The following is a 20,142-nucleotide window of genomic DNA, read 5'->3' on the forward strand; positions in this document are numbered from 1 at the left end:
ATGGATGAACTGATAGCCTTTGACCACAACCTATTCCTGGAGTTGAACAGCCACCACTCCCCTTTCTGGGATGCGGCGATGATCCTGATCTCCAATAAATATGTGTGGTTTCCTTTCTATGGTGTGCTGGTAGGGCTGTTTATCTATTTCTACAAGCGCAAAGGCTGGCTCATGGTACTCTCCCTAGGCACCAGCGTAGGCCTGGCAGATTTTATCTCCTCCGGCATCTTGAAGCCCACCGTAGCCCGTTTGCGGCCCTGTCATGATTTGACGCTAGGCCAGGTGGTCAATGCGGTGGATGGCTGCGGCGGTCAGTATGGGTTTGTGTCTTCGCACGCGGCCAATGCCTTTGCCGTGGCTATTTTCGTGATCATGCTCTTGCCTAAAAAGCAGTGGGGTTTTAAGCTCCTGCTGTTGGTTTGGGCCATGGCCATCTCATATAGCCGTGTTTACCTGGGCGTGCATTACCCCGGAGACATCACCGGCGGTGCCCTCATAGGGATTGCCACCGCCTGGTTGAGCATGTATTTTTACAAACAAGCCTCAGAACGCTTTTCCTTCTGGCAAAGCTAAGTTTCCCAAACCATCACTCTTAAAACCTAATTGGTCCTGTTTTTGGGAAAACAGGACCAATTAGGTTTTTACTTTTGCAGCAAACGAGCCACATACTTCCCGATGATGTCAAACTCCAAGTTGACCTGGTCGCCGGGCTTGACGGCATGCAGGTTGGTGAACTCGTAAGTATACGGGATAATGGCCACCGAGAAGAAATCCGCCCCAGATTCTACCACCGTCAGGCTGATGCCATTCACGCAGATGGACCCTTTCTCCACGGTCACGTTACCGGCGGCTTGCGGCTGATACCGGAACCGGAAAAGCCAACTGCCCTGCTGGTCTTTCACCTCCTCACAGATGCCCACCTGGTCCACGTGCCCCTGCACAATGTGTCCATCATAGCGGCTGTTGGCTAAAAGACAGCGTTCCAGGTTCACCGTGTCGCCTGCTTTCAGTTGACCCAAGTTGGTTCTGGACAAGGTCTCGGCAATGGCCGTTACGGTATAGGTATCCTCCTCAAGCGCTACCACGGTGAGGCAAACCCCGTTATGCGCCACGCTTTGGTCTATCTTCAACTCAGACGTAAGCGGACACCGTAAGGTGAAATGCCGGTTCGCCTGTTCATCTCTAATGGCTACCACCTCGGCCTGCGCTTCTATAATTCCAGTGAACATTTTTTTAATGTGCTAATTGGTTAATATGCTATTTTCTAATGTGTAATTTGTCAATGTGCTAGTTTTCTTACGCTAAAAAAATAGCTCATCAGCACATTAAACAATTAGCACATTATTTCCCTCTGCCCTGTATAATGATCTTAATTGTATAAAGCATGACCCTGAAATCCATGACCAGGGACATATTTTCTATGTAGAGGATGTCGTATTTAAGACGTCTTACCATTTCCTGTACGTTTTGCGCATATCCGAATTTTACCTGGCCCAGGGACGTGATACCGGGTCTAACGCGGTGCAGGTGTTTGTAGTGGGGCGCTTGCTGTGTGATGAGGTCAATGAAATGTTGACGCTCAGGGCGTGGACCCACCAGGCTCATCTCTCCTATTAACACGTTATAGAACTGGGGTAGTTCATCCAATCTTACCTTACGCATGAAGCGGCCCAGTTTAGTTACCCGGGGGTCGTCATCAGAGGAAAGGGCCGGACCCATTTTCTCGGCATCTAGGTACATGCTTCGGAATTTGAGGATGTTGAAGGGCCGTCCGTGCAAGCCAATGCGCTCCTGCCGAAAAAAAACTGGCCCAGATGAGGAGGCCTTCACCAGGATGGCCAGCAATGCATAGACCGGTGACAGCAGGATTAACACCAAGATGGCCGCGGCCAGGTCAATAACTCTTTTGAGGAGTTGCTGCCATACTGGCATCAGGTCGCGTTTTACCTCAATCAAAGGAGTTCCGAAGAGGTGGGCAACTTTCACCGAGCCGAGCAATATCTGGTACACATCCGGGAGGATACTGATCCTGACGTCCTCGCCTTCCAGGGAGCTGAGGATTTGCTCAATCAGGCGGTGCTCAGAGGGTTCTATGGCGATGATGACTTCCTGCACATCAAACTCTTTGATCACATCCGGCAACCGGTGGAAAGAACCCAAGGAGGGAATCTCCTCCTGGAAAGCGTGCGGCTGCGAGGGCTGGCTCTGCACAAACCCCACCATCCTGAAGCCCAGGTGCCGGTTGTTGCTTTCCAGTTCATCGTAGACCTCGCGCGCGTTGCTGCTGGAGCCTACTACCACCGTGTGGAAATACACTTTACCGTGGTACACCAGCCTCTTGAGGTGGCTTAAAACGGCAAGCTTAAAGAACAGCGAGAAGCTGAAATGTAGGAGAAAATAACTTACAATAGGTTTAGAATAGACCTGGAACCGGTTCAAGCCAGGGTCCTCAAACAGGAAGGCCAGGTAAATGGCAATGGCGCCACCCAGTGACATACCAGCCAGCACCGTCATTTCCTTGAACCTAGATATCCGGAAAATATCGCGGTACCGGCCAAGCAGCCCGTACAGTATTACCCAGAAAGAAGCGATGATGAAGGACCTGGTTAAGAAACTTAGGGTAAGAGTTTCAGAGAAATCTACAAATACATTGTTGTTTGATACATAGAAGACAGACCAAGCCAGGAAAGCTGCCAGGAAGTCGGCTAAAATCAGTTTATATAGATGTTGGTTTCGGTTTAGAGGCATGAATCACATCAAAAACAACGCGGCACAGGATAGCTCCATTCTATCGCAAAGCTACACGCAAATTCTAAAATCGGGTCTAAAAATTAAATTTCATGGCAATGAGCCCCTATTTGCTAATTTCGCGACGGACGCGCTACAGATTTGACCTGTAAACGTATAGTAAGTTTATACCTGATCCTCTTATGCTCATAGACAGTTACCGACACAAAGGCATGCGCAAAAGCTTGGTGCGCGTTGTTCAGGAAAAAGGAATCAAAGACCCACAGGTGTTACAGGCGCTGGAACAGGTGCCCCGCCACTTCTTCTTTGAGAAGGCCTTTCTGGAGCAGGCGTATCAAGACAAAGCCTTTCCCATTGGCGAGGGGCAGACCATTTCGCAGCCTTACACGGTAGCTTACCAGACAGAATTACTGGACATTCACCCACACGACAAGGTACTGGAAATTGGCACGGGGTCTGGTTACCAATGCAGCGTTCTCCTGCAGCTTACCCCCAACGTATTTACCATTGAGTACAACGAGGTGCTGTTCCATAAAGCCAACCGCCAGTTCCATTTGATGGGACTCTCTCCTTTCACGTTCCTGGGCGATGGTTCTGAGGGACTTCCGCAGCACGCTCCTTTTGACAAAATCTTGGTAACGGCGGGGGCTCCCATCATTCCTAAAACGTTACTCCGGCAATTGACCCTAGGCGGTAAATTGGTCATCCCCGTGGGCGATACCGGGCACCAGAAAATGCTGCGCATCACCCGGCTGGGTGAAGAGGAATTCACCCGGGAGGAATTCGGAAATTTCAAGTTTGTGCCACTTTTAGGAAAACAAGGCTGGAAATAGACCTTGTGGTAGGCATCTTCTTCAATTGCCTGAAACCTTAACCAGTTAATTTATCAGACTTCCACCGGATAAAAATGTGGTAGGCTTTACCCATTCTGCCGTATCTTTACCGTTCAATTACACTCCTTTTTATGCGTAAGCAAAAATCTGTTAAGGATTCTTATGTGCGGATGACCGAACTGGTCCTGCCCAATGATACCAACACGCTCAACAACCTCATGGGAGGCCGCATGATGCACTGGATGGACATTGTTTCTGCCATTGCCGCCCAAAAACACTCCAACCGCATTGTAGTAACCGCCTCGGTAGACAACGTTTCCTTTAGAGAAAGCATCAAGCTGGGCAACGTCATCACCCTGGAGGCACAGGTGACCCGGGCCTTCAGCACTTCCATGGAAGTCCATATCACCGTGTGGGCCGAGGACATCCCGTCAGGCACCAAAGTGAAGTCCAACGAAGCGTATTTCACCTTTGTGGCCCTGGACGAAAACGGCAACTCGGTTCCCGTACCGGAAGCAATCCCGGAATCCGCCGAGGAACAGGAGAAATTTGCCGGAGCCCTGCGTAGACGCCAGCTCCGTCTTATTCTGGCGGGCCGCATGAAACCCAACGATGCCAATGAACTGAAGGCCATCTTTGAACTGGAAGATTAATCCCTAAGACTGATAACGAAACCGATGTCTTCTTCACCCGCAGACTTTTTATTCTTACAGCAGTTGTATGGCCAGGACACCCTGTACGTGATCCCTGAACCTACCAGCGAAGAAGCCATAACCATTCCGGTAAACACTGAGGCAGTTCACGCGCCAGTTCCTGAACCTGAACCAACCCCGCAGCAGGTGGAAACGCCGGCCATGGCTCCTGTAATTGCTGAGACTAGAGAGGAACCGGTTGCTGCACCCGCTGTACCGGCAGAAGAAATTAAGTGGCTGGGCGAGGCCGTACACGGAACATATTTATTGTTTGAAGTACCAGACGGCGTGTTCGGTCAACTACCGCACCATGCGTTCCTGCAGAAGGTGATGGCGGCGGTAGGTCTAAATACGGGTCAGATCAAATTCGGGAATATGTCTCCGGCGCTGGTGCATGACGTGAAAAAGATAGCCGCAGAAAACAAAGCCCGGCACATCATCCTGTTCGGGCAGGGCTTGCCGGTGGCCAACCTCTCCCGGATGGAGTTCTACCGTATGTACCGGTTTGAGGAGTCGCGCTTCGTTTTGGTGGATTCGTTAGAAGACATTGAGAAAAGCGTTGAGCTCAAGAAAAAACTATGGGATGTGCTGCAGAAGATCTTTTTACAGCAGAATTAAAAAAATGCCCCTAAAACAGAAAGCGGCTGCCATTCTCCAATGGCAGCCGCTTTCTGTTTATGATGATTGGTTTGCTTATTGCAGCAAAGAAGCCAGTTTCTCCTCAAGGGCCGGGCCCCGCAGGTTTTTGGCGATAATCTTTCCTTCTTTGTCCAGCAATACCGTTTGCGGAATTGCCGTGATGCCGTACAGGGCGGCAGCAGAGCTTTCCCAACCTTTCAGGTCAGAAACGTGCGGCCAGGTTAGTTTATCATTCTCAATCGCTTTTAACCATTTAGCGCGGTCCTGGTCAAGGCTCACCCCGAAGATCTCAAAGCCTTTGTCTTTGTACTTGTTGTACATGCGGACCACGTTAGGGTTTTCCTGGCGGCAAGGCCCGCACCAGCTGGCCCAGAAATCGATCAACACATATTTCCCTTTCAAAGAAGATAAGGCAACCTCAGGACCGTTTGGCGTAGGAAGTTTAATGTCTGGGGCTACACTGCCCATGGCCGTAGAACGCATCTTGGTTAAGCGCTCCTCCAAAGACTTAGTGTACTTTGAATTAGGCAGGGACCCTTTGAAAGCGGTAGCCATGCTGTCCACGAACGTATAGTGCTCATCTAGGTTCAGGATGTTGCCCGCGGTGTACACCGAAACCACCGAGGTAGGGTTCGCTTTCACGAAGGACTTCAACTTGCTTTGGTTTTCCTGCTGCAAGGCCATGAACTGCTCCTGAATCCTTTTCACCTCGGCCTGGTTGCCCGAGTTGGCGGCTTCCTGGAACTGCTGGTTTAGGGTAGTGGCGCTTTGCTGCATGCCCTGCATAATGCCGTTCAGTTCTTTGATCAGCTCAGAGTCTTTTGACCCGGTCACCGTGTAGGACTGGGCTACTTTGCCAGAGTCAGCGGTCACTTGGATGCTCTTGTTGTCTACCACCAGCATGATGCCTTCCTGGTTCTCAAACCCAAGTTTGTAGATTGCCGGCTCTTTCACGGTGCCCTCTAAAAGGAAGGTTCCGTCTTTGTTGATGCTGGCGGTGTCAAAGGGAACAAAGGCCTGTTCGCCCAGTTCATCCAGGAACACTTTACCAGTGGTCATGTTGTTGATCTTGCCAGAGATGCGGTAGCTTTTATCTGTATCTACCGTAGCAACTCCTTTCTTTTGGCAGGCGCCTATCACCAGTAGGGAGGCAGCGGCCAATATGATTTGTTTCTTCATCTTTTTATGGAAATGAGCTTATCTATCCAGGCTCTCTTTCAACAGTTTATTGGCCACTTTGGGATCTGCCTTACCTTTGGTTTGTTTCATGAGATCACCCATGAACATGCCCAGCAAAGAGGCTTTCCCGGCTTTGTACTCGGCCACCTTCTGCGGATTGGCCGCCAGTACCTGATCAATGATTCCCTGTAAAGCCCCTTCGTCAGATTCCTGCACCAGGTTCTGCTCCGTGGCTACCTGCTGCGCCGTTTTACCCGGATTCTCTAGCAAATACGGGAAGATCTGCTTGGCGGCTACGCTGTGGCTTACTTTGTTGCTGTCTACCAGTTCAATAAGGCCGGCTATCTGCTCCGGCTTCAACGGGAAGGCCGACATGTCCAGTGCCAGTTCATTCAGGTAAGATTTCACCGGTCCGCTCACCCAGTTAGCCGCACCTTTGTAGTTTTTGGTGTGCTGGCAAAGCGCATGATAAAACAAGGCAACCTCTTTGTCATCGGTCAACACACCGGCGTCATAGTCAGAAAGGCCGTACTCTTGCGTGAAGCGGTTATAGAGTTCCTGCGGCAACGCGGGCATGCTTTCCTTTACCGTATGCAGCCACTCTTCTGAGATGATGACCGGCGGAAGGTCCGGCTCTGGGAAGTACCGGTAGTCGTTCATGGTTTCCTTGGAGCGCATGCCGGTGGTAGTGCCAGTGTTGGCATCAAAATTCCGGGTCTCAGAATCGATGGTACCGCCGTTCTCCAGAATCTCAATCTGCCGGTCAATCTCGTGTTCAATGGCACGCTGCACGTTCCGGAAGGAGTTCATGTTCTTCACCTCCACCTTAGTGCCCCACTTGCTGGCGCCTTTTTTCATCACTGAGATGTTGGCATCGCAGCGCAAAGAACCTTCTTCCATGTTGCCGTCGCAAATCTCCAGGTACTGCACCAATTTCTTGATATGGGTCAGGTACGCGTAGGCTTCCTCTGAGTCCCGGATGTCTGGCTCAGACACGATCTCGATCAGCGGCGTGCCGGCGCGGTTCAGGTCCACCAGGGTTTCGGTCTCCCCGGCCAAGTGCATGGATTTCCCGGCGTCCTCTTCCATGTGGATGCGGGTAATGCCAATGCGTTTCTCCTGGCCATCCTTGGTTTTGACGTCCAGGTGCCCTTTGGTGCAGATAGGCGTTTTGTCCTGCGTGATCTGGTAGCCTTTGGGAAGATCTGGATAGAAATAGTTCTTCCGGGCGTAATAGTTGTTCCGGGTGATTTCGCAGTTGGTGGCCAAGCCCATTTTCATGGCCATCTCTACCACTTTCTTGTTCACCCGCGGCAATGTACCTGGGTGCCCCAAGGTGATCACACTCAGGTTGGTGTTCGGCAGCATGCCGTACTCCGTGGAATCTGAGGAATACGCCTTGCTCTCGGTTAGCAACTGCGCGTGCACCTCCAGACCGATGATGGCTTGGTATTGGGAACGGATCTCTTCGTTCATGTTTCTCTTTTAGCACGTCTTGCGCGGGGCGCAACACGATTTCTGTTTTGGGTCTATTTTCTAAAAAATAGCCGGTAAACGGCTATCTTAATTAATTCGGTGGGGCTTTCATAGCCTCACCGGATTGTCTCTATTTAAGGGTTCTTTTGCTGTAAACAGGTCAGAAACTCCAGATGTTTAAGACAGAAGCGATTCGGCTTTGGCCAGGGCTGCTGAGAGACCGGCTACTTCCTTGCCGCCAGCAGTAGCGTAGAATGGCTGTCCGCCGCCGCCGCCTTTGATTTCTTTGGCTAGTTCCTTCACCATCTGCACGGCGTTCAGACCTTTGCCTGCTACCACTTCGTCAGATAACATAACGGCCAGTTGCGGTTTTCCGTCTACATCGGCGGCTAGCACTAGCACCAGGTTGTCTACCACGCTGCGTAGGTCAAACGCCAGTTTTTTCAGGTAATCAGCGGAGCTCACGTCTACGCGGGCGGCCAGGAAGTTGATTCCGTTCAGGTTGCGCACCTCAGAGGCGAGTTTCTCTTTCTGGGCGGTCACCTGCTTCAGTTCAAAAGCTTCCAATTGTTTGCGGAGAGCGCTGTTCTCGTCCTGCAGTTTCTCAATGGCCTTGCCGAACTCTTTCTGCACGCCCAGTAACTGCTTCACTTCCTCAAACTGGGTGATTTGCTCGTCTACGTACTGCTCGGCTACATCGGCGGTAACAGCTTCAATGCGGCGCACGCCGGCGGCAACCGAGCTTTCGCTCACGATTTTAAAGAACCCGATGTTACCGGTATTGGCTACGTGCGTTCCGCCGCAAAGCTCAATGGAAAACGTCGGATTGAACGTGATCATCCGCACGAACTCGCCGTATTTCTCCCCGAACAAAGCGGTGGCCCCGAAAGCCTTAGCCTCTTCAATAGGCACGTTGCGGCGCTCGTCTTTCTCGATGGATTCGCGGATGCGCTCGTTTACAATCTGCTCCACTTCGCGCAACTGCTCCTCGGTTACTTTGGTGAAGTGCGAGAAGTCAAAGCGAAGAAGTTTATCGCTCACCAAAGAGCCTTTCTGGTTTACGTGGTCGCCCAACACCTGCTTCAAGGCGGCGTGCAGCAAGTGCGTGGCCGAGTGGTTCTTCTTGATCAATTCACGGCGCTTGGCGTCTACGCTGGCCATCACCGGAGCATCCAAGTCTTTGGGGAGCTCCGCCGTGATATGAATGATCAGGTCGTTCTCTTTGGTGGTGTTCAGGACTTTCACCTTGCCGGAAGCTGCTTCCAGTACGCCGGTATCGCCTACCTGTCCGCCGCTCTCGGCGTAGAAAGGCGTGCGGTCCAGCACCACATGGAATTCCTTCTTGTTTTTGGCCGTCACCTGGCGGTAGCGCACAATGCGGGCTTCCACCGATTCAGCGTCATAGGCTACCCACTCGGTTTCCACGTCTGGTTGCAGCACGATCCAGTCGCCCTGCTCAGTTTGGGCCGCATTGCGGGAACGGTTTTTCTGCTGCTCCATCTCGACGGTGAAGCCGGCTTCGTCAATAGTGAGACAGTTTTCTTTCGCAATCAGGGCCGTCAGGTCCAGCGGGAACCCGAAGGTATCGTATAGTTCAAAGGCGGTTTTCCCGTCAATGGTATTGCCGTTGCTTTTGAAAGTCTCCTGCAAAGAATCCAAGCGCTTCAGGCCGTTCTCCAGTGTGCGCAGGAAAGCGTTCTCTTCTTCCTCAATCACGCGCTGCACAAATGCCTGTTGGGCCTTCAGTTCAGGAAACACAGACGCCAATTGATCTGCCAACACTGGTACGATGGTGTTTAGGAACGGCTTCTTGAAGTTCAGATACGTGAAGGAGTAACGTACCGCGCGGCGCAGAATCCGGCGGATCACGTAACCGGCCTTGTTGTTACTCGGCAACTGACCATCGGCGATGGTGAAGGAGATGGCCCGGATGTGGTCCGCAATCACGCGGATGGCGATATCGGTTTTCTCGTTCTCGCCGTAAGTTACGCCGGCTTCTTTGGCAATGAACTGGATGATGGGCTGGAAAACGTCCGTATCATAGTTGGACTGTTTGCCCTGAATGGCCATGCACAAACGCTCGAAGCCCATGCCCGTATCTACGTGTTGTGCAGGGAGTTTCACCAAAGAGCCATCGGCTAAGCGGTTGAACTCCATGAACACGTTGTTCCAGATTTCCACCACCTGCGGATGGTCGTTGTTCACCAGGTCTTTCCCGGAAATCTTGGCTACTTCCTCCTCAGAGCGCAGGTCCACGTGGATTTCAGAGCAAGGACCGCACGGACCGGTATCGCCCATTTCCCAGAAGTTGTCTTTCTTGTTGCCCATCAAGATGCGGTCCTCCGAGATCATGGTCTTCCAGATATCATAGGCCTCCTGGTCCATGGGCAGGTTCTCTGAACCGTCACCCTGGAAAACAGAAACGTACAATCTGTCTTTAGGCAGTTGGTATACTTCCGTCAGCAATTCCCAGGACCATTTCAGCGCGTCTTGCTTAAAGTAATCGCCAAAGGACCAGTTGCCCAGCATCTCAAACATGGTGTGGTGGTAGGTATCATAGCCTACTTCCTCCAGGTCATTGTGCTTGCCAGACACGCGAAGGCACTTCTGGGTATCGGCCACGCGCGGCGAGGGCGCAGGTTTGTTGCCCAGGAAATAATCCTTGAACGGCGCCATGCCCGAATTGATGAACATAAGCGTAGGATCGTCTTTTACCACAATAGGGGCAGACGGAACAATCTGGTGGCCTTTGGAGGCGAAGAAATCCAGGAACTTCTGACGAATCTCAGCGGAGGTCATGTATCTAAATAATTGCTTTCTTAAACTAGGCGCAAGGGCTTGTAAATGCGAAAGAAAAAGCCAATTTTTGCCGTTCCAGCGCGCACTACGCCGCCTGCAAAAGTAAGCTTTTTTAGCAAACTGCGGTGGTAACCGGCGCGTTTTAGCGCTGTTTTTCAGAAAACAAGCTTAAAAGAAGGTAGTTCTGAGTTCTGAGTCTTTAGTCCGGAGTCGGCTTGGGATGAGAATGGCTCAGAACTCAGAACTCAAGACTCAGAACTAACAAAAAAGTGCCTTACAAAGAACGAGACATAGAGAAGCAGTATTACAGCATTGGGGAAGTGGCGGCCATGTTTGAGGTGGCTCCCTCTTTGATCCGGTTTTGGGAGACCGAGTTTGACATCCTCAAGCCGAAGAAAAACAAGAAGGGAAACCGTCTTTTTTCGCCAAAAGACATTGAGAACCTGCGCTTTGTGTACCACCTGGTAAAGGAACGCGGCTACACCATCCAAGGCGCCCGCGAAATGCTCAAAACCCGCGGCGTACAGGCCAAAGAAAAGTTTGAGATGATTCAATCCCTGGAAAAGGTGAAAGAATTCTTGATCAGCATAAAATCACAGTTACCATAAATTAGTCTTGAGTTCTGAGTTTTGAGTCCTGAGTTTAAAAACCAGACTCAGAACTCAGAACTCAAGACTCAGAACTGACGCCCCGTGTCCCGAGACCTTTTTTACCAGGTGGCCCTTCCTTTGATCCCCGGCGTGGCTGGGGTAATGTCACGTGCTTTATTGGGGTACTGCGGATCGGCGGAAGCGGTGTTCTCCGCCTCCAAAGAAAGGCTGACCAAGGTTCCGGGTGTGGGTTCTTTGCTAGCCGATAAAATCCTGGCTCACCGTACTTCAGCGTTGCGCGAGGCGGAAACCATTCTCAAGCGGGTAGAAAAAGAAGACGTCAAACTCCTGTTCTACACCTCGCCTGATTACCCGCAGCGGCTCAAAAATGTTCCAGATGCGCCGCTCCTGCTCTACTACAAAGGCAACGCCGATCTGAATGCCGCCAAGGTGATCAGCATTGTGGGTACCCGCAAAAGCACAGAGTACGGCCGAGCCGTGACCGAGCAACTGGTGCAGGCCTTGGTGAAACATGAGGTGCTGGTAGTAAGCGGGCTGGCTTACGGCATTGATATCGCGGCGCACAGGGCAGCCTTGAAAGCGGGATTGCCTACGATAGGTGTCATGGGCACCGGCATTGACCTGATCTACCCCAGTGTTCATAAATCAGAGGCCCAGAAGATGCTTTCTCAGGGCGGGCTTTTAACGGAGTTCACCTTCGGAACGGCGCCGGACGCCCCTCGTTTCCCAGCCCGGAACCGCATCATCGCGGGTTTGGCAGATTGCACCATCGTGGTAGAGTCTACCTCCAAGGGCGGTTCCCTTATCTCCGCGGACATTGCGCATGGCTATGACCGCGAAGTAATGGCTGTTCCCGGGCCAATCACCTCACCTACTTCGCAGGGGTGCAACCACCTCATCAAATCCCTGAAAGCGGTGCCGTATACCCAACCCAAAGACCTAGAAGAACTCCTGAACTGGGACAAAGCCTTGGCCTCTCCCAAGGTAAATTCTGCGCCGCAGGAAGATTACCATGGGTTTTCTGACGAAGAACGCAAGGTTTTGAGAACATTGAAGGAAGCCGGTCCCTTGCATATCGACGTACTCAGCAGGCATACGCAGCTTTCCATGAACCAGCTTTCCACGGTATTGCTCACGCTGGAGTTCAGTAGCCGCATCAAGAGCTTACCGGGTAAGCAGTTCGCTTTGGTTTAATCGGTTCTTCACTCCTGCCCAATCTTTCACCAACCACTCCAGACAACGGTGTATCTACTTTATAACGGCCAAACCATTTTAGAAGAAGAATTGCTCTTGCCTATCTCTAACCGGGCCTTCCAGTACAACGATGGTTTTTTTGAGACGATTATCCTAAAAGAAGGCAAAATCAGGTTCTGGCCCCAGCACTTGGAACGAATCAGAGAGGCTGCCGATGCATTGGGGATTGAAATGCCCGCAGAACTGTTTTCTGATCAATTTTCAAAAACGTTGCTCCAACTTGCAGAACAGAATAAGTACGGGTCTTTGGCAAGAGTGAAACTGAAAGTTTGGCGGGCGGGTGCCGGGCTCTACACGCCCCAAACAGACAAGGCCGAATGGCTTGTCACTGTGCAGGAAGCCCAAAAGCCTCTAACAAACCCCATTCAAGTGGGAATTTGTCAAACGAGTAGAACCATCCCCTCGCCTTTCTCCTCCTTTAAAGGAGTCAACTCACCAGTGTACGTGTTGGCCAGCCGCGAGAAAGCATCCCGCGGGTTAGACGACCTTATCTTATTAGATCCGGCTGGTAACTTAGCCGAACTCACCTTCTCCAACCTTTTCTGGATCAAGGACCAGATGCTTTTCACGCCAGCCTTGGCAACTGGATGCTTAAACGGGATTCTCCGTCGGAAGCTCCTGCAATTGGTGAGCCAAAACAATTGGGATGTACAAGAAGGCTTGTTCAAGCCTGATGCATTGAAAGAGGCGCAGGTAGTTTTTGGCGGAAACGTGACGGGCCTCAGGATGATTGAGACATTGGACGGAGAAATAATCGGCACCCAGCCACTGGTGCTGGAAAGTATCATGAACGAGCTAGGCTTTTAACAGAGGCAAATCTCATTTTAGCCTGATTTTGCCTAAAGATGCGGAAAACAGAACGGGCCTGTTCTAGTTTTTAGCCACGCTTTTGGGTTCGTTCGCTTCCCAAACCCTGATAAAGTTGCCCCCCAGGATTTTCCCGATGTCCTGCTTGCTGTAGCCGCGTTCCAGCAGCCCTTTGGTGATCAAGGGATAAGTACTGACATCATGCAAGCCGATGGGCGCTGATGAGATACCGTCATAGTCTGAGCCCAGGCCTACGTGGTCAATTCCCGCTAGTTTCACGATGTGGTCTATGTGGTCCAGCAGCGCACCGATGGGTGGTTCAATGGTACTGGACTCCTCGGGGTAGCGCTGGAAAATGGTTTTACGAAGGTCCATATCCTTGACGCCTGAATCGTGGAGCTGCTTAATCTCGGGTTCGTGTTTTGCAATAAAAGCCTTGATGCGGGTGGTGTAGGCACTGTCCAGGAACTCTGAGAAGAAGTTCACATGGATGACGCCCCCGTTTTTGCCGATGGCTTTGATCTGGTCGTCTGTAAGGTTGCGGGGATGCGGACAAAGAGCAGCGGCACAACTGTGGGACACCAGCACTGGTTTGGTGGAGGTGGCCAAGGCATCGTAAAAGGATACCTCGCCCACGTGCGAAAGGTCCACCAGCATGCCCAGATCGTTCATGCGCTTGACCACCTGCTTCCCGAAGTCGTTCAGGCCTTTTTTCCCGTTGAAGCCGGATCCTTTGGTTTCATCGGCGGCCGAGGACGCCCAGGAGGTGCTGTTGTTCCAGGTAAGGGTAAGATACCGCACGCCCCGGCGGTAGAGAAGGTCCAGGTTCTCCAGTTTATCTTCCATCATGTGGCCGCCTTCTACCCCGGTCAGGGCCGCAATCTTTTTGGCTTTCACTGCCTCGCGCATCTGAGCCGGCGAAGTCACCAAGGCTAGCTTATCGGGATTGCGGTGAACAATGGCTTCCAGGGTGTCTATCTGCTGGTTAGCAAACTTGAAAGCGCGGCCGGGACCATATGTCTCGTCACAAAAAACGGCAAACACCTGCACATCCATCCCTCCTTTCTTCATCCTAGCTAAATCTGTGTGGGCCTTTCCGGTCAAATCCTGCTCCATGGACTGCCCTTCCATGACCACCTGAGACAAGACATCGTTGTGGGTATCCACTAAGATGGCTTTCTGGTGGATGGCCTGGTAAGAACTGCTACAAGACGCCAGAAAACTCAAAGACAATACAGCAAGAGGAAGAAGAGAAGGTTTCATGGAGGTGACGAGGACAGACCATTGGTTTAGGCATCTATTTTACACAAAAACAACGGAACCCCCAAGGTGGAAGTCCTGAGTTCTGAGCCTGTAGTTCTGAGTTGAATTTTAAAAAGCAGACTCTAAACCCCATATCCTGTTCAATAGCCTAAAATCGAAAAACTAAACTCAGGACTCTAGACTCAGAACTCAGAACTACCTTTTAGTACCTTCCTTCAATGTTCTCTATGTATTTCTGGCCGGAGCCGGTATTGAGGAGCAGTACCTTTTCTTCGGGTTTGAGCCAGCCTTGTTTCAGGAGTTTGCGGGCGGCCATCCAGACGGCGGCGCCTTCGGGGGCCACAAACAAGCCTTCCTTCCGGGCGATCTCCCGTACCCCTTCCACCATCTCTTCCTCGGTGATGGAGATAGCCGTGCCGCTAGATTGCGCCAGCACCTGCAACATGAGCGGCTCGCCCAAGGGACGCGGCACGGCCAGGCCGTTGGCAAGAGTAGGCTGGCCATTATAGTTCTGACAATGTTCCTGCAGCCCTAAAAAGGTGTCTACAATCGGGCGGCAGTTCTCTGCCTGTACCGCTACCATGCGGGGCAATTGCACATCTTCCTTAAGCCAACCTATGGCAATCATCTCCTGGAAGGCCTTCCAAATCCCGATGAGGCCTGTACCGCCACCGGCAGGATAGAGAATCACATCCGGGAGGGTCCAGTTCAACTGCTCGGCAATCTCGTAGCCCATGGTTTTCTTGCCTTCTATCCGGTAGGGTTCTTTGAGCGTGGAGACATCCAGCAGTTGGATGTCCTGGTTCAGGCGCCGCACCTCGGCTGCGCAGTCGTTGATGAGGCCATCTATCAAATGGATCTGGGCACCGTACCAGTAACACTCTTCTTTGAAGGCTTTGGGCGTATGCCGGGGCATGACCACCACGGCAGGCAGATGGGCTTTGGCGCAGTAAGCGGCCATGGCAACCCCAGCATTTCCGGCGGTGGGAATAATGCAGCCCTCAGTGCCTAATTCCAAAGCTTTGGAGATGGCCATACTCAGCCCCCGTGCCTTAAACGATCCGGTAGGGTTTTTTCCTTCGTCTTTCAGCAGCAAATCACGGAAGCCATAGGCACTGCCCAGGTTTTTGAAATCCAGAATGGGCGTGAATCCTTCCCCTAAAGAGACTTTGTATTTGTTGTCCAATACGGGGAGAACCTCCTGGTAGCGCCACATGGTGCCTTCTCTATTTTGGAGGGCTTTTTTAGAAAACGTGCCTGAAAGGTCATACTGCGCCAGCAGCGGTAGGGCACAACAGGAAGAGACACGCTGTTGCTCTTCATGGTCATGGGACTGACCACACTTGGAACAGGTAAGCGCGGTGATGGTGCTGAGACTGGTTTCTACTTGCGTGGCCATAGGTATAAATTTGCTACGGCAAGTAGTACAACTACTATGAGGAGAACAAATAGCTATTTGCTATAGACTATTCCGTTTTGGAATACTGGCGTTTCATGAACTGTATGAAGTTCTTATAAGGGGCATTGTTCTCGGTGCCTTTGCGCTGAATGAAATTAAAGGTCCTGTGCACCTGCAGGTCTTTGATCTTCACCTGCACCAACTCGCCAGACTCAAGTTCCTTCACCACAGCTTGCCGGGGCAGAAAAGCCAAGCAGGTATCTACCCGCACGAAGTTCTTCAGGGCCTCGGTGCCGCCTAAGCGTACGCGCACTGGTAACTGGGCCAGCTTGACGCCTTTCTGCACCAGCGCCTCCTCCAATACCGCCAAGGTGCCGGAACCAGACTCGCGCAGCGCCAATGGGATTTGGTATAAGTCCTTCAACTCCAGGTCATGCTTGATGAGCGGATTACGGGGCGAGCACACAGCGATGACTTCATCGGTAAGGAAAGGCGTATAAGTAACCTGGCTTACTTTGTTGATGCCTTCAATTATGCCCAGGTCTATGTCATGGTCCAGCAAGGCTTTCAAAATGTTCTCGCTGTTCCGGTTTCGGAGGCTCAGTTCTACCTTCGGATATTGGGTCAGGTAAGCCGAGAGCACCGGCGGCAGGATGTACAGGGAAATAGTGGTGCTGGCGCCCAACACCAGCGAAATCTGCGGCTGAAATTCCTGGCTGAGAAGCGGAAGCTCCTGGTGCAAATCGTTCTGGATCTGTTGCACCGCCTCTAATTTCTGGAACAAGAGCTGTCCTGCCGGGGTAAGGCTGATGGTGTTGCCGTGCCGTTCAAACAACCCGGTTTTATAGTAATCTTCCAGGGCCTTAATCTGCTTACTTATGGCCGATTGGCTGATGTACAGAATCTGGCTCGCCTTGGTGAAACTGAGTTGGCGGGCCACTTCAAAAAAAACAACGTGTTTGTGCGAGATCACGGCAAGGGTTCATGAGGAAATGTGAATTTGATCTACAAATGATCAAGGGTGAGACGGGTGCGTTCGTTGTCCTGGCGGTTGCCGGTGTTCACGGTAGAAGCGGGTTCAAACAACAGCACACTTACTTCTTTATCGGCTACGGGCCTATGCTCTACCCCGCGGGGCACGATCAGGAATTCGCCTTCGCGCAGCTCCACGGTTTTATCCCTGAACTCCATCCTGAACTGGCCCTGCACTACCAGAAACAGCTCATCTTCCTCCTCGTGGTGGTGCCACACAAAAGGACCGCTGAATTTGGCAAGTTTTACGTGCTGGCCGTTGAGCTCGCCTACAATTCTGGGGTTCCAGTGGTCAGAGAAAAGCGCCAGCTTCTCCGCAAGGTTTACTTTGTCCATGGGTTTAGGTGTTTGGCTTGTTGGGTGAAGATAGCACATTGGCGGTGATATTCTTTTCTAAAGCTTCGCCAAGGCACCCTGGTCTGCCTTCAAACAAAAAAGCTTCTCCTAAAAAGAGAAGCTTTTTCAGATTGTGTGCCTATCTGGCCTAAAGCCAGACAAAGAAGAAAGGAAGCTACAACTTAAGCCGTAGTTCCATTGAATGCTTCGCCTTTGTTGATTTTACGCTGTTTTTTCAATCTATCGGCCAGCACGTAAACGTCGCCATATTCTTCAGAGAATTTCTCTGCGTCGTATAAAACTGTGTCAATTTTGGAATGGTGCTCTTTCGTGTCAGCGGCCATGAGTTTATCCCAAAAGATGGTAATAATTGATAAGAAACAACCTATGGCCAAGTACGCCAGTACGCGCATGGCCGCAATATCAGAGTCGTTGGAGGAGAAAGCTATCACAAAGGTTCCGGCAAAGAATCCTATGGCAATCAGGGTAGATAATTGGTCTTTTTTCATGATTTCTATATTTAAAAGCCCTACTGAATTCCAAGGAAAAGTCACATCAATTGTGATATGCTTAGGTTTTTATACGTTCTGGTTTTTAGATAGTTACATTTAGTTCTTCTATTTTTACAATTATGGTGAAAAATCTTTCATTTTCACCCCCTAAAAAATCATTTTGTCAATTCTTTGTTTTAAGGCCATTTTCCAGAAATAACACGCAAAACAAAGCAGAGGGAAGGTTTACTTGTCATGTAAACTAAAAGGTAATCTTCAAAAGGAATCTTGTTTTTCTTAGGTTGAACAGGGTGCTTAAAATAAATCAGCGTTGAAGGCAGTGGAATTTTGCCATATTCGTAGTTTCTTACATTGAAGAATCAACTTTACGATTATGAACATCAGCCAACGCTACCAGCTCTCCCTTGCCCTGCTCACCGACATGTACCAACTAACCATGGCCCAGGGATACTGGAAAAAAGAGATGCAAGAGCAGGAAGCCGTTTTTCATCTGTATTTCCGCTCTAACCCCTTCAAAGGAGGCTACACCGTGTGCGCCGGCCTGGAAGATGCCCTAGACCTGCTGCGTAATTTCAAGTTCACCGAAGAAGATCTGGCCTACCTCAAAGGCCTGAAAGGAAGCCAGAACCAGCAGTTGTTTGAGGACGGTTTTCTGGATCACCTGCGCCACCTGGAGTTCACCTGCGATGTAGACGCCATCCCCGAGGGCACGGTGGTGTTCCCCAATGAGCCGCTGTTGCGCATCAAAGGCCCTATTCTGCAGTGCCAGTTGCTGGAAACCCCTTTGTTGACGATCCTGAACTTCCAAACCTTGATTGCCACTAAGGCCGCCCGCGTAGTGGATGCCGCCCAGGGCGACAATGTCTTGGAGTTTGGCATGCGGCGCGCCCAAGGTCCGGACGGCGCCATCTCGGCCGCCCGGGCTGCGTTCATAGGCGGAGTTGGGGCCACCTCCAACATGATGGCGGGGCAGTTGTTCAACATTCCGGTGAAGGGCACCCACGCGCATAGCTGGGTGATGTCCTTTGACGAGGAGCAGGACGCTTTCTCATCCTACGCCGATGTGTTCCCCCATGACTCTGTGTTCCTGGTAGACACCTACAAAACCCTGGATGGCATCAAAAAGGCGATTGAAGTGGCCCGGCAAATGCGGGCGAACGGAAGTGAACTGAGGGGAATCAGGCTGGATTCCGGGGATTTGGCTTACCTGAGCATTGAAGGCCGCAGGATGCTGGACGAGGCAAGTTTCCCTAAAGTATCCATTCTGGCCAGCAATGATCTGGATGAGCACCTGATCCAAAGTTTGAAACTACAGGGCGCGCGCATTGATACCTGGGGTATTGGTACCAAACTGGTAACGGCTTATGACCAACCAGCCTTGGGTGGGGTTTATAAACTAGCCGCTTTCCGGCAAGCCGATGGTGAGTGGGACTATAAACTCAAACTCTCTGAGCAATTGATCAAAATCTCCACACCGGGCATACTGCAGGTACGCCGGTTCTACCAAGGCAATACCATTGTAGGTGACATGATTTACTCTGAGCCCTTGGAGGTCAACACCTCCGGAACCATGGTGCACCCCAATGACCCCACGCAGCGCAAGAGTTTCTCTAAAGAGTGCCACTATGAAGACTTGTTGGTGCCAGTTTTTAGATCCGGGAAACAGGTCTATGACTCCCCTGCTTTGGGGGCCATCCAGCAACGGACCAAGCAGCAACTAAGCCTATTGCATGAGACCTACCGCCGTTTCCTTAATCCGCACATCTATAAAGTAGGCTTGGAAGAACGCCTGCATGACCAAAAAATGAACCTGATCATTCAGCTCAGAAAAAAGGAGCAGAACCAGGAAGCGTAAACCAGCTTTTCTGTTTTACCCCTTTTTTTCAGAAAGTAGGGGTAAAACAGAAAGCCATTAATTTAGTCCAAAATGTCAATGCTCTGCAAAAAGCGTCCGCCTTTCGCCTGCATATCAGCTTTGGCCTTGGCAAACCCATCGGCGTTGATGGCCCGGGTGGCGTCTTCTATAAAATAGGTGGTAAACCCTTCCTTGATTGCGTCCAGAGCCGTGAAATACACGCAATAATCCGCGGCTAAACCCACCAGGTACACCTCTGTGACTTGTTTGCCCTTGAGGTAGTCTGCCAAGGCTGTGGACTTCAGGTGGCCGTTGTCAAAGAATCCGCTGTAGGAATCAATCTCCGGATCGGTGCCTTTACGGAAAATAGCTTCTACCCTGTTCATCTCTAGTGCTGGAGAAAATTCCGCTCCGGGTGTGCCCTGCACGCAGTGATCGGGCCAGAGAACTTGCTCCAGGCCCTGCAGCTGGGTAGTCTCAAAAACCTGCTTCACGGCATGCTGCGAGGCGAAGCTTTTATGGTCAGCAGGGTGCCAGTCCTGCGTGGCCACCACCAAATCAAAGTGCGGCTGCAAAGCATTGACAATGGGCAGGATGGCATCGCCTTCTGGAACAGCAAGCGCGCCGCCCGGAATAAAGTCATTTTGGATATCAATCAGCAGAAGTGCTTTCATGTGCGTGGGTCTTCGTGCAAAAATAGTCTTTTA

At 51.3% G+C, this 20,142-nt stretch carries 19 protein-coding genes; 8 read left to right on the forward strand and 11 right to left on the reverse strand.

Going from position 1 to position 20,142, the window contains the following annotated elements; genetic code table 11:
* Positions 1 to 573 carry a phosphatase PAP2 family protein gene (locus FOA19_RS12995; RefSeq protein ID WP_149091232.1) on the forward strand — a complete coding sequence of 191 codons (573 nt, stop codon included), beginning with the start codon at positions 1 to 3 and terminating at the stop codon, positions 571 to 573.
* A gap of 68 nt (positions 574 to 641) precedes the next feature.
* On the opposite strand, the gene FOA19_RS13000 is transcribed toward FOA19_RS12995, so the two are convergent.
* Both FOA19_RS13000 and FOA19_RS13005 read right to left on the reverse strand, forming a co-directional pair.
* Positions 642 to 1,229, reverse strand: a complete 588-nt coding sequence (locus FOA19_RS13000; RefSeq protein WP_149091233.1) for a riboflavin synthase — start codon at positions 1,227 to 1,229, stop codon at positions 642 to 644.
* Between the two features lie 112 nt (positions 1,230 to 1,341).
* Positions 1,342 to 2,748: a sugar transferase gene (locus FOA19_RS13005; RefSeq protein WP_149091234.1), complete on the reverse strand. Its 1,407-nt coding sequence runs from the start codon at positions 2,746 to 2,748 to the stop codon at positions 1,342 to 1,344.
* 182 nt (positions 2,749 to 2,930) lie between these two features.
* Between FOA19_RS13005 and FOA19_RS13010 the strand changes: the two genes are divergently transcribed.
* From FOA19_RS13010 to FOA19_RS13020, 3 genes are all read left to right on the forward strand, one after another.
* Positions 2,931 to 3,581, forward strand: a complete 651-nt coding sequence (locus tag FOA19_RS13010) for a protein-L-isoaspartate(D-aspartate) O-methyltransferase (RefSeq protein ID WP_149091235.1) — start codon at positions 2,931 to 2,933, stop codon at positions 3,579 to 3,581.
* Positions 3,582 to 3,712: 131 nt separating this feature from the next.
* Positions 3,713 to 4,234, forward strand: a complete 522-nt coding sequence (locus tag FOA19_RS13015) for an acyl-CoA thioesterase (protein ID WP_149091236.1) — start codon at positions 3,713 to 3,715, stop codon at positions 4,232 to 4,234.
* A 24-nt stretch (positions 4,235 to 4,258) separates the two neighbouring features.
* Entirely contained in the window at positions 4,259 to 4,891 is a 633-nt protein-coding gene (locus tag FOA19_RS13020; RefSeq protein WP_149091237.1) for a hypothetical protein, read from the forward strand.
* A gap of 75 nt (positions 4,892 to 4,966) precedes the next feature.
* Here the strand turns inward: FOA19_RS13020 and FOA19_RS13025 are convergent, their stop codons facing one another.
* From FOA19_RS13025 to alaS, 3 genes are all read right to left on the reverse strand, one after another.
* Positions 4,967 to 6,091, reverse strand: a complete 1,125-nt coding sequence (locus tag FOA19_RS13025) for a TlpA disulfide reductase family protein (RefSeq protein ID WP_149091238.1) — start codon at positions 6,089 to 6,091, stop codon at positions 4,967 to 4,969.
* Between the two features lie 18 nt (positions 6,092 to 6,109).
* Positions 6,110 to 7,567, reverse strand: a complete 1,458-nt coding sequence (gatB, locus tag FOA19_RS13030; RefSeq protein ID WP_149091239.1) for an Asp-tRNA(Asn)/Glu-tRNA(Gln) amidotransferase subunit GatB — start codon at positions 7,565 to 7,567, stop codon at positions 6,110 to 6,112.
* Positions 7,568 to 7,744: 177 nt separating this feature from the next.
* On the reverse strand, positions 7,745 to 10,366 hold the full coding sequence (gene alaS, locus FOA19_RS13035) for an alanine--tRNA ligase (RefSeq protein WP_149091240.1): 2,622 nt from the start codon (positions 10,364 to 10,366) through the stop codon (positions 7,745 to 7,747).
* 269 nt (positions 10,367 to 10,635) lie between these two features.
* Between alaS and FOA19_RS13040 the strand changes: the two genes are divergently transcribed.
* The 3 genes from FOA19_RS13040 (at position 10,636) to FOA19_RS13050 (ending at position 13,038) form a co-directional block, all read left to right on the forward strand.
* Positions 10,636 to 10,974: a MerR family transcriptional regulator gene (locus FOA19_RS13040; protein WP_149091241.1), complete on the forward strand. Its 339-nt coding sequence runs from the start codon at positions 10,636 to 10,638 to the stop codon at positions 10,972 to 10,974.
* Positions 10,975 to 11,058: 84 nt separating this feature from the next.
* Entirely contained in the window at positions 11,059 to 12,171 is a 1,113-nt protein-coding gene (dprA, locus tag FOA19_RS13045) for a DNA-processing protein DprA (RefSeq protein ID WP_149091242.1), read from the forward strand.
* 48 nt (positions 12,172 to 12,219) lie between these two features.
* Positions 12,220 to 13,038: an aminotransferase class IV gene (locus FOA19_RS13050; RefSeq protein WP_190300395.1), complete on the forward strand. Its 819-nt coding sequence runs from the start codon at positions 12,220 to 12,222 to the stop codon at positions 13,036 to 13,038.
* A gap of 63 nt (positions 13,039 to 13,101) precedes the next feature.
* Here FOA19_RS13050 and FOA19_RS13055 read toward each other — a convergent pair whose 3' ends face one another.
* From FOA19_RS13055 to FOA19_RS13075, 5 genes are all read right to left on the reverse strand, one after another.
* The gene (locus FOA19_RS13055; RefSeq protein WP_149091244.1) at positions 13,102 to 14,301 is read right to left on the reverse strand and encodes a dipeptidase; all 1,200 of its coding nucleotides are present in this window, start codon (positions 14,299 to 14,301) and stop codon (positions 13,102 to 13,104) included.
* A 202-nt stretch (positions 14,302 to 14,503) separates the two neighbouring features.
* Positions 14,504 to 15,700 carry a threonine synthase gene (locus tag FOA19_RS13060; protein WP_149091245.1) on the reverse strand — a complete coding sequence of 399 codons (1,197 nt, stop codon included), beginning with the start codon at positions 15,698 to 15,700 and terminating at the stop codon, positions 14,504 to 14,506.
* 67 nt (positions 15,701 to 15,767) lie between these two features.
* Entirely contained in the window at positions 15,768 to 16,673 is a 906-nt protein-coding gene (locus FOA19_RS13065; RefSeq protein ID WP_149091246.1) for a LysR family transcriptional regulator, read from the reverse strand.
* 32 nt (positions 16,674 to 16,705) lie between these two features.
* Positions 16,706 to 17,068 (reverse strand): cupin domain-containing protein, encoded by a 363-nt coding sequence (locus FOA19_RS13070; protein ID WP_149091247.1) that lies wholly within the window; start codon positions 17,066 to 17,068, stop codon positions 16,706 to 16,708.
* Between the two features lie 182 nt (positions 17,069 to 17,250).
* Positions 17,251 to 17,577 (reverse strand): hypothetical protein, encoded by a 327-nt coding sequence (locus FOA19_RS13075; RefSeq protein ID WP_149091248.1) that lies wholly within the window; start codon positions 17,575 to 17,577, stop codon positions 17,251 to 17,253.
* Between the two features lie 376 nt (positions 17,578 to 17,953).
* Here FOA19_RS13075 and FOA19_RS13080 point away from each other — a divergent pair, with 376 nt between their 5' ends.
* Positions 17,954 to 19,435 carry a nicotinate phosphoribosyltransferase gene (locus tag FOA19_RS13080; RefSeq protein WP_149091249.1) on the forward strand — a complete coding sequence of 494 codons (1,482 nt, stop codon included), beginning with the start codon at positions 17,954 to 17,956 and terminating at the stop codon, positions 19,433 to 19,435.
* Positions 19,436 to 19,497: 62 nt separating this feature from the next.
* On the opposite strand, the gene pncA is transcribed toward FOA19_RS13080, so the two are convergent.
* Positions 19,498 to 20,109, reverse strand: coding sequence for a bifunctional nicotinamidase/pyrazinamidase (gene pncA, locus FOA19_RS13085; protein WP_149091250.1), 612 nt, complete (start codon positions 20,107 to 20,109; stop codon positions 19,498 to 19,500).
* Positions 20,110 to 20,142: the final 33 nt, after the last annotated feature.

This window comes from Rufibacter hautae (genome assembly GCF_008271695.1).
In the GTDB taxonomy this organism is placed as follows: domain Bacteria; phylum Bacteroidota; class Bacteroidia; order Cytophagales; family Hymenobacteraceae; genus Nibribacter; species Nibribacter hautae.